The organism is Inquilinus sp. CA228 (assembly GCF_052078665.1).
In the GTDB taxonomy this organism is placed as follows: domain Bacteria; phylum Pseudomonadota; class Alphaproteobacteria; order DSM-16000; family Inquilinaceae; genus Inquilinus.
In genome coordinates this window covers 1-15,067 of sequence record NZ_JBQJIK010000125.1, presented here as the reverse complement: position 1 = coordinate 15,067, position 15,067 = coordinate 1, and the positions used below count along the sequence as shown (strand labels likewise).

At 68.9% G+C, this 15,067-nt stretch carries 13 protein-coding genes; 3 read left to right on the top strand and 10 right to left on the bottom strand.

Annotation, left to right across the window (positions count from 1 at the left end; genetic code table 11):
* Nucleotides 1–172: 172 nt before the first annotated feature.
* From ACTOWL_RS36085 to ACTOWL_RS36075, 3 genes are read right to left on the bottom strand one after another with little or no spacing between them, the layout of a single operon-like run.
* Entirely contained in the window at nt 173–1,237 is a 1,065-nt protein-coding gene (locus ACTOWL_RS36085; protein ID WP_441326140.1) for a glycosyltransferase family 4 protein, read from the bottom strand.
* Nucleotides 1,234–1,638, bottom strand: a complete 405-nt coding sequence (locus ACTOWL_RS36080) for a 6-pyruvoyl trahydropterin synthase family protein (protein WP_441326139.1) — start codon at nt 1,636–1,638, stop codon at nt 1,234–1,236. Before ACTOWL_RS36080 ends, ACTOWL_RS36085 begins: the two co-directional genes overlap by 4 nt.
* Before the next feature lie 2 nt (nt 1,639–1,640).
* Nucleotides 1,641–2,615, bottom strand: a complete 975-nt coding sequence (locus ACTOWL_RS36075; protein WP_441326138.1) for a zinc-dependent alcohol dehydrogenase — start codon at nt 2,613–2,615, stop codon at nt 1,641–1,643.
* A gap of 79 nt (nt 2,616–2,694) precedes the next feature.
* Here ACTOWL_RS36075 and xylB point away from each other — a divergent pair, with 79 nt between their 5' ends.
* Both xylB and ACTOWL_RS36065 read left to right on the top strand, forming a co-directional pair.
* Complete coding sequence (xylB, locus tag ACTOWL_RS36070) at nt 2,695–4,161, top strand: xylulokinase (protein WP_441326137.1); 1,467 nt, start codon at nt 2,695–2,697, stop codon at nt 4,159–4,161.
* Nucleotides 4,162–4,175: 14 nt separating this feature from the next.
* Nucleotides 4,176–4,388, top strand: coding sequence for a DUF7336 domain-containing protein (locus tag ACTOWL_RS36065; protein WP_441326136.1), 213 nt, complete (start codon nt 4,176–4,178; stop codon nt 4,386–4,388).
* Nucleotides 4,389–4,421: 33 nt separating this feature from the next.
* Here ACTOWL_RS36065 and ACTOWL_RS36060 read toward each other — a convergent pair whose 3' ends face one another.
* The 6 genes from ACTOWL_RS36060 to ACTOWL_RS36035 form a co-directional block, all read right to left on the bottom strand.
* The gene (locus ACTOWL_RS36060; protein ID WP_441326135.1) at nt 4,422–5,291 is read right to left on the bottom strand and encodes an EamA family transporter; all 870 of its coding nucleotides are present in this window, start codon (nt 5,289–5,291) and stop codon (nt 4,422–4,424) included.
* Between the two features lie 70 nt (nt 5,292–5,361).
* A complete protein-coding gene (locus ACTOWL_RS36055; RefSeq protein ID WP_441326134.1) occupies nt 5,362–6,003 on the bottom strand; it encodes a LysE family translocator in 642 nt (213 codons plus the stop codon).
* A gap of 85 nt (nt 6,004–6,088) precedes the next feature.
* Nucleotides 6,089–7,018: a 3-hydroxyacyl-CoA dehydrogenase NAD-binding domain-containing protein gene (locus ACTOWL_RS36050; protein WP_441326133.1), complete on the bottom strand. Its 930-nt coding sequence runs from the start codon at nt 7,016–7,018 to the stop codon at nt 6,089–6,091.
* A gap of 5 nt (nt 7,019–7,023) precedes the next feature.
* Complete coding sequence (locus tag ACTOWL_RS36045; protein ID WP_441326132.1) at nt 7,024–8,229, bottom strand: ABC transporter substrate-binding protein; 1,206 nt, start codon at nt 8,227–8,229, stop codon at nt 7,024–7,026.
* Nucleotides 8,230–8,345: 116 nt separating this feature from the next.
* Nucleotides 8,346–10,283 (bottom strand): hypothetical protein, encoded by a 1,938-nt coding sequence (locus ACTOWL_RS36040; protein ID WP_441326131.1) that lies wholly within the window; start codon nt 10,281–10,283, stop codon nt 8,346–8,348.
* Nucleotides 10,284–10,584: 301 nt separating this feature from the next.
* On the bottom strand, nt 10,585–12,258 hold the full coding sequence (locus tag ACTOWL_RS36035) for a PBSX family phage terminase large subunit (RefSeq protein WP_441326130.1): 1,674 nt from the start codon (nt 12,256–12,258) through the stop codon (nt 10,585–10,587).
* A 376-nt stretch (nt 12,259–12,634) separates the two neighbouring features.
* Here ACTOWL_RS36035 and ACTOWL_RS36030 point away from each other — a divergent pair, with 376 nt between their 5' ends.
* On the top strand, nt 12,635–13,546 hold the full coding sequence (locus ACTOWL_RS36030) for an MBL fold metallo-hydrolase (protein ID WP_441326129.1): 912 nt from the start codon (nt 12,635–12,637) through the stop codon (nt 13,544–13,546).
* A gap of 301 nt (nt 13,547–13,847) precedes the next feature.
* Here the strand turns inward: ACTOWL_RS36030 and ACTOWL_RS36025 are convergent.
* Nucleotides 13,848–15,067 (bottom strand): hypothetical protein (locus ACTOWL_RS36025; protein ID WP_441326128.1); only part of this gene is annotated, 1,220 nt, incomplete at its 5' end.

Sequence of the window (15,067 nt, the reverse complement as noted above, 5' to 3'; positions counted from 1 at the left end):
CTCACGGCGACGCCCTTGCGCTTCGCTAGTCCTTCACCGCCATCAGGCTGGACAGAGGACTTCCACCTCCAAGCTGTCGATCATGCTCGGCACACCGTAGGTTGGGTTCGCGTTGGCGAACCCAACACTGGCTCGATCTGCGCGATGTTGGGTTCGCTTGTGCGAACCCAACCTACGCTGACGGCGGCGAACTCGCCAAATCCAGCTCATGCGCGAAGGCGGCCGCCTGGGCCGGCCAGCCGGGCAGCCGGGCGCGCGCCGCCAGACCGGCCTCGCGCAGCCGCAGCCGCGCCCCCGGATCGGTCAGCAGGCGGCGCAGCGCGTCCGTCAGCGCGTCGACATCGCCCGGCGGCACCAGGATGCCCGCATCGGGCGGCACCGTGTCCGGGATCGCGCCACCGGTGGTGCTGACGATCGGCAGGCCGCGCGCCGAGGCCTCGGCCAGGGCCATGCCGTAGCCCTCGTGATGCGACGGCAGCACGAACAGGTCGGACCGGTCGTAATGCTGCAGCAGCGTCGGCTCGTCGATCTCGCCGAGGAAGCGGATGCGGCCGGACAGGCCGGCGCGCTCCACCGCCGCCAGCACCGCCCGGGCGTGCTCGGCATCGCGCTCCAGGCTGCCGGCGCAGTCCAGCCGCCAGGGCAGCCCGGCGAGGCGTTCCAGCGCGGCGACGAGGTCGAGATAGCCCTTGCGCGGCGTCAGCGTGGCGACGCAGAGCAACACCGGCGCCGCCTCGCCCGAGCCCTGGGCCGGCGGGGTCGGGTCGGTGCCGGGCAGCACCGCGCCGATGCGCCCGGCCGCGACGCCGTAGCCGTGCAGGTCGCGGGCGGTGCCGGGGCTGGTGACGATCACCCGCCGCGCCGCCGCCAGCGCCTGCCGCTCACTGGCCTCCAGCGCCCGGCGCTGCGCGGGGCTCAGCCCGTTCTCGAAGGCCAAGGGGTGGTGGATCAGGGCCACCAGCCGCAGCCGCGACGCCTCGGCCGCCATCTGCCGCGGCAGCACGCTGAAGGCCAGCCCGTCGATCACGGTCAGCGTCCCGTCCGGCAGGGCCTGCAGCACCGCGGCGGCTTCGGCGGCCTCGGTCTCATCCGGAAAGGGAAAGCCATCCCCCAGCCGGTGCAGCGTCACCCGCCGGCCGAGGCCACGCAGCCCCTCGACGATGCGCTTGTCGTAGATATAGCCGCCGGTGCGCGACTCCGGGTCGCCCGGCAGCAGGAAGGCAACCGGCTCGCTCATCGCGCCAGCCGGCCCTCATAGGAGGCCCAGGCGACATGCGATTCGTGCAGGGTCACGGCCAGGCTCTCGATCGCCGCCGCCCCCGGCCCCAGCTCGCCGGCCGCGATCCGCGCGGCGATGCGGTCGAAGATGGTGCGGGCCAGCACCTCGGTCGTGGTGTTCCATCCGGCGAAGGCCGCTTCCTCGTCCAGGTTGCGGTAGTTCAGCTCGTCCATCACCGTCTTCAGCGCGGTCGAGGCCAGGCCGATGTCGACGACGATGCCGTCCTCGTCCAGCTCCGCCCGGCGGAAGGCCAAGTCGACGACATAGGTGGCGCCGTGCAGCTTCTGCGCCGGGCCGAACACCGCGCCGCGGAAGCTGTGGGCGATCATGAAATGATCGCGGACCGAGACCGTGTACATGCTCATTTCTCCGGGTAGCGGATGCGCTGGCACAAGGCGCCGGCGGGGTCGGCCGCCAGCCGGGCCAGCACCTCGGGCAATTCGTCGAAGTCGCAATCGCCGCTGAACAGCACGTCCAGCGCCGGGTCGAGCAGCAGGTCCAGCGCCTTTGCCATGCGCCGGGGATAGTCCCAGCGCGGCCGCTGCGCCGTCGCCACCATCCCGACCTGGGAGGAACGCAGGGTCAGGCGCCGGGAGTGGAAGGCCTCGCCGAGCGGCAGCAGCACCGGCGTGTCGCCGTACCAGCTGGCCTCGACCACCGTGGCCTCGACCCCGGCGAGGCCGAGCGCGGTCGCCGCCCCCCTGGGGCTGCCGCTGGCGTGGATCACCAGGTCCTGGTCGCCCGGCGCCTCCTGCGGCGCGGCGAAGCCGACCCCGAGCGCCGCGGCGATCGCCGCCCGACCGGAATCGGTGTCGACCAGCGTCACCGTGCAGCCCGGGATCCGCCCGGCCAGCCGGGCGACCAGGCAGCCGACCACGCCGGCGCCGACCACGGCGATCCGGTCGCCCGGCCGCGCCGCCGAGTCCCAGACCACGTTCAGCGCCGTCTCCATGTTCGCGGCCAGCACCGCCCGCTCCGGCGGCAGGCCCTCGGGCAGCGGCGTCACCGCCGCCGCCGGCACGACATAGGCGGTCTGGTGCGGGAACAGGCAGAACACGTCGCGGCCCAGCAACGCCTCCGGCCCGGCCTCGACCGTGCCGACATTGATGTAGCCGTACTTCACCGGCCCGGGGAACACGCCGGCCTGGAACGGCGCCCGCATCGCCTGGTGCTGGCTGGTCGGCACCTTGCCCTGGAACACCAGCGCCTCGGTGCCGCGGCTGAGGGCGCCGAAGCGGGCGCGGACCCGCACCTCGCCAGGCCCCGGCTCGGGCAGGGTCTCGGTGCCGATCCGGGCCTGGCCCGGCTTGAGGATCCAGAGGGCGCGCGCATCCATGATGCCCCTGGAATAAGCCCGCGCATTGTCTCCGGCCAGAGGGTTCCGTAGCCTGGGCCCCGGATTCGGGAGGATACGCATGTTTCTCGGCATCGATCTCGGGACCTCGGGGGTCAAGGTGGTGCTGGTCGATGGCGACCAGCGCGTGGTCGACCAGGAGGCGGTGCCGCTCTCCGTCTCCCGCCCGCACCCGCTGTGGAGCGAGCAGGACCCCGAGGAGTGGTGGCGCGCCACCGACCAGGCCGTGGTCGCGCTCAAGGCCCGGCACGCCCAGGCCCTGTCCGGCGTCCGCGGCATCGGCCTGTCCGGCCAGATGCACGGCGCCACCCTGCTGGATCAGGCCGACCGGCCGATTCGCCCGGCGATCCTATGGAATGACGGCCGCGCCGCCGCCGAATGCGCCGAGCTGGAGCGGCGCGAGCCTCGCTCTCGCGCCATCACCGGCAACCTGGCCATGCCCGGCTTCACCGCGCCGAAGCTGCTGTGGGTGGCGGCGCATGAGCCCGACGCCTTCGCCCGCACCCGCCGGGTGCTGCTGCCGAAGGACTATCTGCGCCTGCGCATGACCGGCGCCGCGGCCTCCGAGATGTCGGACGCCGCCGGCACGCTGTGGCTCGATGTCGGCGCCCGGCGCTGGTCCGAGGCGATGCTGGCGGCCACCGGCCTGAAGCTCTCGGCCATGCCGGAGCTGTTCGAGGGCAGCCGGCCGACCGGCACGCTGCGGCCCGAGGTTGCCGCCGCCTGGGGCGTGCCGGCCGACGCGGTGGTGGCCGGCGGGGCCGGCGACAACGCGGCCGGGGCCGCCGGGGTCGGGGTGATCCGCCCGGGCGACGCCTTCCTGTCGCTCGGCACCTCCGGCGTGCTGTTCGTCGCCGATGCCGGCTTCGCCCCCAACCCGGCCCAGGCCGTGCACGCCTTCTGCCACTGCCTGCCGGGCACCTGGCATCGCATGTCGGTGATCCTGAGCGCCGCCTCGGCCCTGTCCTGGCTGGCCCGGCTCTTGGGCGGCACCGAGCCGGAGCTGTTGGCCGAGGCCGAGGCGGCCGATCCGGACATCGGCGACCTCTTGTTCCTGCCCTATCTCTCCGGCGAGCGCACGCCGCACAACGACCCGACCGCGACCGGCGTCTTCCTCGGCCTGACCCATGCGACCGGCCGGCCGCAGCTGGTCCGCGCCCTGCTGGAGGGCGTGGCCTTCGCCTTCGCCGACGGCCAGGCGGCGCTGACCGCGGCGGGCACCGCGATCGGCGAGGTGTCGGTGATCGGCGGCGGCGCCCGGTCCCCGTTCTGGGGCCGGATCCTGGCGGCGGCGCTGAACCGGCCGCTGCACTACCCGGCGGGCGGCGAGCTGGGCCCCGCCTTCGGCGCCGCCCGCCTGGGCCGCCTGGCCACCACCGGCGAGGCGCCGGAAGCCGTCTGCATCCGGCCGCAGACCGCGCGCGTGGTCGAGCCGGACGCGGCGCTGGCCGAGCGCTACGCCCAGAAGGTCGAGCGCTTCCGCGCCCTGTACCCGATGCTGAAACCGGCCTGGGCGGGTCATGTCTGAGTGGGAGCCCCTCCGTGGACAAGGTGTATCTCGTCTGGCACACGCACGAGCTGAACGACCACGACGACGACAAGCTGATCGGTGTGTATCGGACGGAAGCCGCCGCCCGGGCGGCGATCGAGCGGGTCGCCGACCAACCTGGCTTCCGGGACTATCCTTACGGCTTCGAGATCTGCCCATACCCCCTGGACAAGGATCAATGGACTGAAGGCTTCATCACGGTCTGAGTTGCCCACGGTCCAAGGACATCGGCCCCCGCCCTATTTCCCCGCCACGGCGCCCAGGCTGGCGATCGTGACCAGGGCGATGCCGGCCAGTTGGGCGAGGCTCAGCGACTGGCTCAGCACGGCAAAGCCGATCAGCGTGCCGATCGCTGGCTCCGCGCTCATCAGGATGCCGAAGGGCCGCACCGGCATGCGGCGCAGCGCCATCATCTCCAGCACATAGGGCAGCAGCATCAGCACCGCCAGCCCGGCGGTGACCGCCAGGACCGGCGGCGGGATGGCGCCGCCGCTTTCGGCCAGGCCCCAGGGTGTCGCCACCAGCGCCGCCACGATCAGGGACATCGACAGCCCCTCCATCCCCGGAAAGGCCTCGCCGACCCGCTTGGTCAGGACGATGTAGGCGGCCCAGCCGCAGGCGGCGGCGAGGGCGAAGCCGGCGCCGACGGGGTCGACCGCCCAGTCGGTGCCGTCATGCACCAGCAGCACCACGCCCACCAGCGCCAGCACCGGCCAGACCGCCTGCCGCGCCCGGCGCAGACCGAAGGCGGCGACGCCGAGCGGGCCCAGGAAGTTGATCGCCGTTGCCAGCCCCAGAGGGATCCGCGCCACCGCCTGGAAATAGCACAGCGTCATGACGCCGCTCGCCAGGCCCAGCAGCACCGCGGCGGTCCATTGCCGCCGGTCGTAGGACAGAAGCCGCGGCCGGACGATCAGCGCCAGCAGCGCCGCCGCCCAGGCCAGCCGCAGCCAGTTGGTGCCCAGCGGGCCGAAGACCGCCATGGTCGGCGCGGCCAGGGCGTAGCCGAACTGCACCGACAGCATCGACCCGACCGCCATCATCGAGCCGGTGGCAATCCGTAGGGTCGCGGCCGGCGGGCCGTCGCCGGTGTCGGGGCGGGTCGCCATGCTGAAGCGGGATCCGTCTGTCCGGTCGGGCCGCAGTATAGCGGCGGCGGCGCCGGTGTCGCCCTCCGGCTCAGACCGGGCGCTTGTCGAAGGCGAGGCGCACGGCGAAGCCGGCCAGCAGGCCGCCCATCACCCAGCGCTGCACCTGCAGCCAGGTCGGCCGCGCCGCGAACCAGGCGGCGATGCCGCCGGCGGCCAGCACGATCAGCAGGTTGACGGTGAAGCTGATCGCCACCTGGGTCGCGCCCAGCACCACGCTCTGCGCCAGCACCCGGCCGCGATCGGGGTCGATGAACTGCGGCAGCAGCGAGACGTAGAAGATCGCGATCTTCGGGTTCAGCAGGCTGGTCAGTAAGCCCATGGCGAACAGCTTGCCCGGGCGGTCGACCTTGAGGTCGCGCCGCGGCTGCAGCGCCGAGCCGGCCCCGGGGCGCACCGAGGTCCAGGCCATCCACAGCAGGTACAGCGCGCCGGCCCATTTCACCGCCTCATAGGCCAGCGGCACGGCCAGCATCAGGGCGGTGAGGCCGAGCGCGGTCGCCAGCATGTAGCACAGGAAGCCGAGCACCACGCCGGCCAGCGAGATCACCCCGGCCAGACGGCCCTGCAGGATCGAGCGCGACAGCAGGTAGATCATGTTCGGCCCGGGGGTGCAGACCATGCCGAGCGCGATCAGGGCAAGGCCGGCCAGGCCGGTGGGGCTGACGATCATCAAAGGGATCCTCGACTGAAGCGAAGCGGAGCATCGCGGCCGGCCTCGCCGTCCAGCAATCGAAACATTGCTCTCCGGGCAAGATTCACCCGTCCCGGCGCGCCTGCAGCAGCCGGACCAGGGCGGCGTCGCGAGCCTGCGCCAGCTCCGCCGTCGACCGGCCGCCGGTCTCCTGCGCCACGCCCTCGACCAGCGCGGCGCGGACGGCATCGGTCATCTCCGGCGTGCCGAGGTCGCGCCACCAGCCCTGCATCGCCGGCATCAGGTGGTCGAGCGCATGGGCCATGCCGCCCTCGCCGCCGGCCAAATGGAAGGTGGCGTGCGGCCCCATCAGCGCCCAGCGCAGCCCCGGCCCCTCGGTGATCGCGGCGTCGACATCGGCGACGCTGGCCACGCCCTCGGCCACCAGATGGATCGCCTCGCGCAGCAGCGCCGCCTGCAGCCGGTTGGCGAGATGGCCGGGCACCTCCCGGGCGATCTCGATCGGGTGCTTGCCGATGCGGCGGTAGAACGCCATCGCCGTCTCCACCGCGGCGCGGCTGGCGAACCGCCCGCCGACCACCTCGACCAGCGGCACCAGATGCGGCGGGTTGAAGGGATGGCCGGTGACCACCCGCTGCGGATGGCGGCAGAGGCGCGAGATCTCGCTGACCTTGAGGCCGGAGGTGCTGGTGGCGATCACCACCTCCGGCGGCAGCACCGCGTCGATCCGGGCCAGCAGCCCGGTCTTCACCGCGTCGCGCTCGGGCGCGTTCTCCTGCACGAAGTCGGATCCGGCCGCCGCCTCGGCCGGATCCGCGACGAAGCGCCAGCGGGCGGGATCCGCCCCCGGCGCCAGGCCCAACTCGGTCAGCACCGGCCAGGCGCCGTCGATCATGCGCGCGACCCGGTCGGCGGCATCCGGCGCCGGGTCGCTGACCGTGACCTCGAGCCCGCGCGACAGGAAACACGCCGCCCAGCTGGCGCCGATGGTGCCGGCGCCGATGACGCCGACGCGTTGGATCGCCTCCGTCACCCCTCTCAGCCCTTGACCAGCGGGCAGCCGCCATCGGCCTCGGGGCGGAAGGCCTGGTCGGCCGGGATGGTGGCGCGTAGCGAGTACAGGTCCCAGTCGCCCTTGGACTCGGCCGGCGCCTTGACCTGGAACAGGTACATCGGGTGGATGTGGCGGCCGTCGGCGCGGATCCGGCCCTGGCCGAACAGCGGGTCGTCGCTGGGGTTGGCCTTCATCCAGGCCAGCACCGCCGCCGGGTCCTTGCCCTTGGTGGCGGAGACCGCCTTCAGATAATGGGTCAGCGCGGCATAGACGCCGGCCTGGATCATGCTGGGCGGATTGCCGCCCATGCGCTCGGCGAAGCGCTTGGAGAAGGCGCGGGTGCCGTCGTTCATGTCCCAGTAGAAGGCCTCGGTCAGCAGCAGCCCCTGCGCCGCCGGCAGGCCCAGCGTCTTGACGTCGCGGATCGTGGTCAGGAGGCCGGCCAGCTTCTGCCCGCCGGCCTGCAGGCCGAACTCCGACGCCTGCTTGATCGCGTTGATGGTGTCGCCGCCGGCATTGGCGAAGGCCACCACCTTGGCGCCCGAGGCCTGGGCCTGCAGCAGGAAGGAGGCGAAGTCCTGCCCCGGGAACGGGTGGCGGACCGAGCCGGCGACGGTGCCGCCCTGGGCCTTGACCTGGGCGCTGGCGTCGCGCTCCAGCGCATGGCCGAAGGCGTAGTCGGCGGTGATGAAGAACCAGGTGTTGTCGCCCTGCGCGATCAGCGCGCTGGCGGTGCCATGGGCCAGGGCCCAGGTGTCGTAGGTCCAGTGCACTGTGTTGGGCGAGCATTGCACGCCGGTCAGGTCCGAGGTGCCGGCGCCGGAATTGAGGAAGACCTTGTTCTTGTCGCGGGTGATCTGGCTGACCGCGAAGGCGACCGAGGAGGTCGGCGTGTCGAGGATCGCGTCAACGCCGTCCTGGTCGTACCATTGCCGGGCGATGTTCGAGCCGATATCGGGCTTGTTCTGGTGGTCGGCCGCGACGATCTCGACCGTCACCCCCTGGTCGACCGCGGCGTAATCCTCCACCGCCATCCGCGCTGCCACCACCGAGCCCTCGCCGGTGATGTCGGCATAGACGCCGGAGCGGTCGTTCATCACCCCGACCTTGACATTGGTCTGGGCTTCGGCTCCGCCGGAGGCCAACAGGCCGGCCGTGATCAGGCCCAGCGCCAGGACATGAAGCTTCATCGTCTCCCCCTGATTATGTGTTTTCGTTGCCGGGATGATGACAGGAAGTCTGTCCGATCGACAAGCGAGGCCGGGATTGGGGCGGCAGGGGGAGGGTGCTGTGCGCGTCCGCCGCCTCACATGACGAAATCCGCCGCGGTCAGCGCGTGGTCGGAGTACACGGTGATGATCGCATCCTGCGTCTTGTCGCCGGTGGTTTCGAGATAGACGCCCTGGCGGCCGTCGCCGAAATCCACCACCCGCAGCTCGCCCGCCGTGCCGGTGAAGCCGCCGGAGCCGAAGCTGAAGGCGGTGTCGCCATTGGCCTCGTTGCCGTCGGCATCGATGCCGGAGAGGTCGATGCGGTCGCCGGTCGTGAAGTCCGTGATCGTGTCCTTGCCCGACGCGGCCACGGTGCTCTCGGCGATATTGCTGTAGACGAAGATGTCGTTGCCGGCGCCGCCCTTCAGCGTGTCGGCCCCGGCCGCGCCGGCGATCACGTCGTTTCCGGCGCCGCCCCAGAGGGGGTTGTTGCCGGCGTCGCCGCCGAGATTGTCGGCGAAGGCCGAGCCGATCACCTGCTCGACCCCGGTCAGCGTATCGCCCTCGGCGTCGCCGAAGGTGCCGGTGCCGGCCTGCAGGCTGATGGTCACCGCCTCGGCCGAACCGCTGTAGGCCGCCGTGTCGATGCCGGCGCCGCCGGTCAGCGCATCGGCCCCGGCCGCTCCCTCGAGGATATCGTTGCCGTCGCCGCCGTCGAGCCGATCGTCGCCGGCGCCGCCATAGAGGTTATCGTTGCCGGCCTCGCCCGAGACGATGTCGTTGCCGGCGCCCGCATCGGCGGAATCGTCGCCGGTCCCGCCATCGGCGGTGTCGATGCCGTCGCCCCCGACCAGCCGGTCGTTGCCGTCGCCGCCGTCGAGGCTGTCGTCCCCTCCTTCGCCCGAGAGCGAGTCGTTGCCGCCATTCCCCGCCAGCGTGTCGTCGCCGAGCTCGCCGCCGATGATGTTGCGGTCATTGTTGCCCGTCAGCTGATCGTCATGGCTTGATCCGTACAGGTTCTCGATGTTGCTGAGCTGATCCCCCTGGGCATCGCCCCCGGATCCGCTGCCGGCCAGGAGGTCGACCGTCACCGCGGCGCCGGACTGCTGGAAATTGGCGAAATCCGAGCCGTCGCCGCCGTCCAGGATGTCGGCTCCGGCACGGCCGCGCAGCATGTCGTCGCCGGCACCGCCGACCAGCGTGTCCGCGCCGGAGCCGCCCAGCACATGGTCGACGCCGCCCCCGCCTTCCAGCCGCTGGCCCGCGGCCACGCCGAGGAAATCCAGAATGTCGTCGCCCGACGATCCGATGAAGGCATTGATGCCGGAGACGGTGGCGTTCGACAGGTCGACCGTTCCCGCCGCGGCCAGGATGATCTGGTCCACCGCGGCCGAGCCGGTGATGGTGAGGAACGCGCCGATCTGGGCCGCCGTCAACGTGGCGGTCTGTCCGTTCAGGACCAGCCCTTCGACGCTGGTGAAGATCGCGCCGGCAAGATTGACCGTGCCGCCGGCGCCTTCGAATTCGAGCCGGTCGGTCCCGGCGCCGCCATCCATCGATTCCGCCCGGCCGTCGATCTCGTTCACCGCCCGGATCAGGAAGGCGTCGTTGTCGTTGCCGCCGCTGAGCGTGTCGGTCAGGCCGCCGCCATAGATCCGGTCGTCACCGTCGCCGCCCGAGACCGTGTCGGCGCTCGCCGTTCCGCTGACGAACTCGAAATCGCCGTAAAGCGTGTCGGCCCCGGCGTCGCCGAACACCTGGTCGGCAGCACTTCCACCGATCACCGTGTCGTTGCCGGCATCGCCGTGGATGATGTCGCTCTGCTCCTGCCCGGACAGGGAATCGTTGCCGTCGCCGCCGTTGATCGTGTCGGCGCCGACGCTGGCGAACACGATGTCGTCGCCGCCCAGGGCATTGACCGTATCCGGATCGTCACCGGTTCCTTCGATCTCGGTGTAGCCGGGCGGTGTCGGCGTGCCGTCGTCGGCGCGGTGAATGAAATCATTGCCGTTCGTGCCGCTGATATCGGCCATTGCGCTTCCCCCCACACGGATTTGTTGGACATTTCGCAAGATGCCGCTTTCCCGCAGGCAATAAACCGCAATGAAATCGGATTGTTCCTGATCAGATCGGAATTGCGGGACCGGTCCGGAACGGGATGATCCCAGTCAGAGACGGGATTGGGCGGGCCCATCCCTTTGTCGTCATTGCCGCGAAAGCGGGACTCTCCTGCCGGTGCGAAGGTGACGAGATCCCCGCTCCCCGCGAGGATGACGAGGTCCTGTCTGGAAAGACCGCCCATTCGCGCGCATCCGCGTGCCGGCCCCTCCCCCGTCATCGCCGTCCCGCCGACCCCACCCAGCGCATGCTGGTATCGTAGGTGCTGCCGGCCCGCTGCCCTTCCAGGGCATAGCGCAGGGCGTCGATGGCGTGGTTCTCGCGATCCTCCAGCTCGGCCAGGATCTCGCCGGTCTTCGGGTCGGTGCGGTAGGAATACAGCGCCAGCTCGTCGACCAGGTGCCGGCAGCGCGGATGCACCAGGATGTCGCAGCTCTTCAGGAACTCGACGCCTTCCTTGACCGACCCGGCCCCCTTCAGCGCCGACCGCATCCGCGGGAAGCCGTTGCGCTGCATGTAGCTGATGGTCTCCGGCCGGGCGCCGTCGGCGATGATCGCCCAGCGCCGCGCCTCCGGCACGGTGTCGAACAGCGCCGGCGTGCGGTCGATCTCGCAGCCCACCTGATAGGCCTCGTGGTCGACGAACAGCGTCCGCCCGGCCCGGTAGCAGCGCACCAGCACCGTCGGGTCGCGGGCGAAGCCCCAGTCGGCGCCGAACAGGAAGCGGGCATCGGCCGGGGTCTCGAACGCCTCCACCCGCCAGTTCTTGAACACCCGCGCCTCGCTGACCCGCAGATAGCCGCCGAGCCAGACATGCTGGTACTTGTCCGGGTCGCGCTCGCGGTCCCATTCCATCTCGGCCTTCAGCACCTTCGGGAACCGCGGGTTCTTGGGATAGTTGGCCTCGATCCGCGTGGTCCGCGGCGGCGGCGTCCCGGCGCGGAACAGCGCATCGACCGGGTCGTCCGGCCGGGTCGGGTTCCACGAGAACCACAGCTCCGACCCCTGTTTGCGGATGGTCGGGCGCAGCAGCTCGAGGCTGCGCTTCGACAGCGACTGGGCCTCCTCGACCCAGGCGATGTCGTAGCCCTCCAGCGACTTGATGCTCTCGGCGGTGTGGTTCTGCATGCCCTGGAAGATGATCCGGCCGCCCTCGGGTCCCAGGATGCGGTCGGCCTGGACGGTGAACTCGGCGCCGACGCCCAGCGTCTGGATCTTGTCCTCGAGCAGCCGCTTGACCGACTGGTCGAGCGAGCGCTGCACCTCGCGGATGCACACCGCCCGCACCGGCGCCTCCTGGACGCAGCGCCGCACCAAGAGCTCGGCGAACAGATGCGACTTGCCCGACCCCCGCCCGCCATGCAGCGCCTTGTAGCGCGACCGCTTCTTCAGGCGAAGGAAGGTTCGCGGCAGCTTCCAGCGCGGCAGGACAGGGCGCGGCGCGGTCACGGGCTCGCGACCCTTCGCCTCTCCTGGGGGAGAGATCGCGCCATTGATTCCGGGTGAGGGGGCGGCCCGGGCCTCCCTCTCATCGAACCCGTGGTGGCGCCGGAACTCCTCGGCCGCCTGCTCCAGATTGGGCATGGCGGCGGCGGATTCGGCGGTGACGCCGCCGCGCTTGCGGGCCCGCGCGATCGAGGCGGTCAGCTTGCGCCTGACGACGGGAAGCAGCGGGATGCCCTTTCGCCGGTCCAGCTCGACCTCCTCCAGGCAGGCGACCACGACCTCGGCCTTGGCCAGCAGGCGGGACGATTGGGAGCGGCAACAGGACTCCGCATAGCCGGCCTCGACGGTGGCGAGGCCGCCATTGCCGTGCCGCGTGAAGCGCTGGGCGAACGACCGCTCGCTCGGATCGACCTTCACGGCCCATGCGATAACACCCTCCTCCATTCCGGCCTCCCACGAAAAAGCCCGCCACGGCAGTGCCGGGCGGGCGCGACTGTTCGACTGTGCCTGAATTATGCCACGCGACGTGCCGTCACGTCAAGAACAAATAGGGAACATAAAGCTGCTGCCCACCCTCAACCCGTCATGGCGAGCCCCGTAGGCCCTTCGGTCCGCCCAACCGGCCGGGAAGGATGGGAAGCGGCCACCGATCGGCGAGCCGGGTCACGACGAGTTCGTCGGCTGTTCGACGCCCCGCAACTTGAATGACAGAACCTATCCCCCGGTATGGCTCGCCCTCTCCCTCGACCCAATCGACCGCAAACACGCCTCACCGTAGCGTCGTCGGTGCCGCTTGTAAGGCGGTCAGCAGGAGACAGACATGAGCCTGGACAACGCCTCACACCCCGATGGACCGGGGCACGACGAGCTGGTTCCGTCGCGCTACGCGCTGCGGGTCGGCGAGATCGACGTCATGGTGGTCAGCGATGGGGTGATATCGATATCAGCCGAGACGATGGCCACCAACGCCGACCCGGCCGTCCGGTCGGCCTGGCTGCACGAGAGGCTGCAGCCGGAGGTGATGGATTGGGCGCTGAACGAGGTCGTGGTTCGCAGCGGCGGCCGGACCATCCTCATCGACTCCGGGCTGGGGATGGAGGCCCCGAACTTCCCGCGAACCGGGCGGTGGTCCTCGCGACTGGAGGCCGCCGGCATCGATCTTGCGTCCGTGACCGACGTGGTGCTCACCCATATGCACTTCGACCACGTTGGCGGGCTGCTCGTCGACGGGGTGAAGGATCAGCTGCGTCCGGACATACGGATCCACGCGTCGGCCGCCGAGGCCGAGTTCTGGGAGGCGCCCGATTTCTCCCGCACCGCCATGCCGGGGCCGGTGGCGGACATGATCCGGTCGGCCGCCAAGCGGTTCCTGGCCCAGTACGGCAGCAAGCTGCAGATTTTTGAGGCGGACACCGAGGTGGCGCCGGGGGTGGTCGTCACGCGCACAGGCGGCCACACCCCTGGGCACAGCGTGGTCCGCCTGGCATCCGGCGGCGACCGCCTGACATTCGTCGGCGACGCCGTGCTCCCGCACGGGTTCGACCACCTCGAGTGGCACAACGGCTTCGAACACGACCCCGAGGAGGCGGTCCGCGTCCGCGCCCGTCTGTTGCGGGAGCTGGCGGCGACCGGCGAGCCGCTCTTGGCCACTCACCTGCCGTTCCCGTCCGCCTGCCGGGTGGCGGTCAACGGCAACGGCTATCGTTGGGTACCGGCCTTCTGGGGTTACTGACCGCTTGTTGGGCCAGGGCCGAACCAGACGACCGCATGCGTTTGCCGGAAAACTGCGTGCGGGAGTCCTGGGCTTGTCGGGCATTCACCCTCCGATCGCCCCTGTCACCCTAATTCTTCTGTCTCAGTCCAGGGGTGCAGTCCAAAAGTGCAGTGTCACCGTAATTCCCGTAATTCCCGCACAGATCCGGTCAAATTCCGGGCAAATTCGGTGGCAAATTCGGTGACAGTGCATGAATTCCGCAGTTCGGTGACAGCGTTGGTACCAGACGCCGGCGGAAGCCCGCTAAAAGCACTTCAATTCACCGTAATTCGGTATCACCGTAATTCGGCAATTCCGGCGGCTCGTTGCCAGCCTCCTTGCTCATGCGCTGTTCACAGTCCTCAACCATCTCCAGCAGTAGAGATGTCTTCCAAACAAACCCGAGATCGGATTCGTCATTCACTCTTCCGCTGTACAATCCCAGAAGCCTTGAAGCGCTCCCCTCAAATGCAGCCATCTTGTATTCAGCGCTATCAATTGGCACCGATGCGCCAGCATTGACTATCGCCACCACAGGAGATCCAGACTGACCTCTCCTGGCGCGGCTATCTATTAGAAACATTGGAAGATTAGAGTAAGGCACTTCCATTTCGGTCGCGATAAACCCGGTAGCGTATACCGGCAGACTTCCTGCATCGCGTATCGCGAATGGAAAGCCAATAACGCTAACACGATCTGGAACCGATACCCTTAGCGGGAAGTTTCCCTTGTTTAGATTGATTTTCTTGCTATCCTTTTCTGCATATATACTTGAAACAGGTTTGATGTCATAGGCAAATTCCGGAGAAGGCAACGGAAGTGGGAATCGTAACGCTGCCACATCAGCGCGGTCCCCTAGAATCGGATGCTCCATCCACAAAAAATTTTCGCTATCAATTTCTTCTGTATTATATAGAGGCATATCAACATGAATCATACTGTCATTATTTGTGTGATATATGACGGTCAATTTATTCGGCTGCCCACATGTTTTTGACAGGAGCTTTCCAGTTGCGTGATGCCTCCCAGTCAAATTGTGTCTAGCTGTAAATAGTAAGGTACCTGCGCTTGTATGGACGAAGAATCCTGTGCCGCAAGCAAGAATTTTGTCATTAAATTTTGCTTCAATGAACAAAGATCTGATTGAAAGAACACCAATATTGATTCTTTTCTGGTCATGAGGTGCACTAGGATGTATCAACTTCATAAATTCGTAAAATATCTGCCCTTCGTCCTTTCCGACAGCTTTTGCGATAGCCTCCAGAAATTTTGAAAGGTCGTTCTGATTTTTTGTGTTCATAATGCTATCTCCGCATCCGAAACTTGGTTCAATTTTTGCGTCATTCCACGTGGCAAGTTGCCATGGGCGAATTCGGATCGCGGTAGGGACGCCCATTGCTGGGCGCCCCCCGCACAGATCCGTACGTGCCCGATTAAGGCATACGGCTCCTACCTTGGGTGTTTGACGGCGAAGCGAGCTTGCGGCCAGGGGTGAAGGAT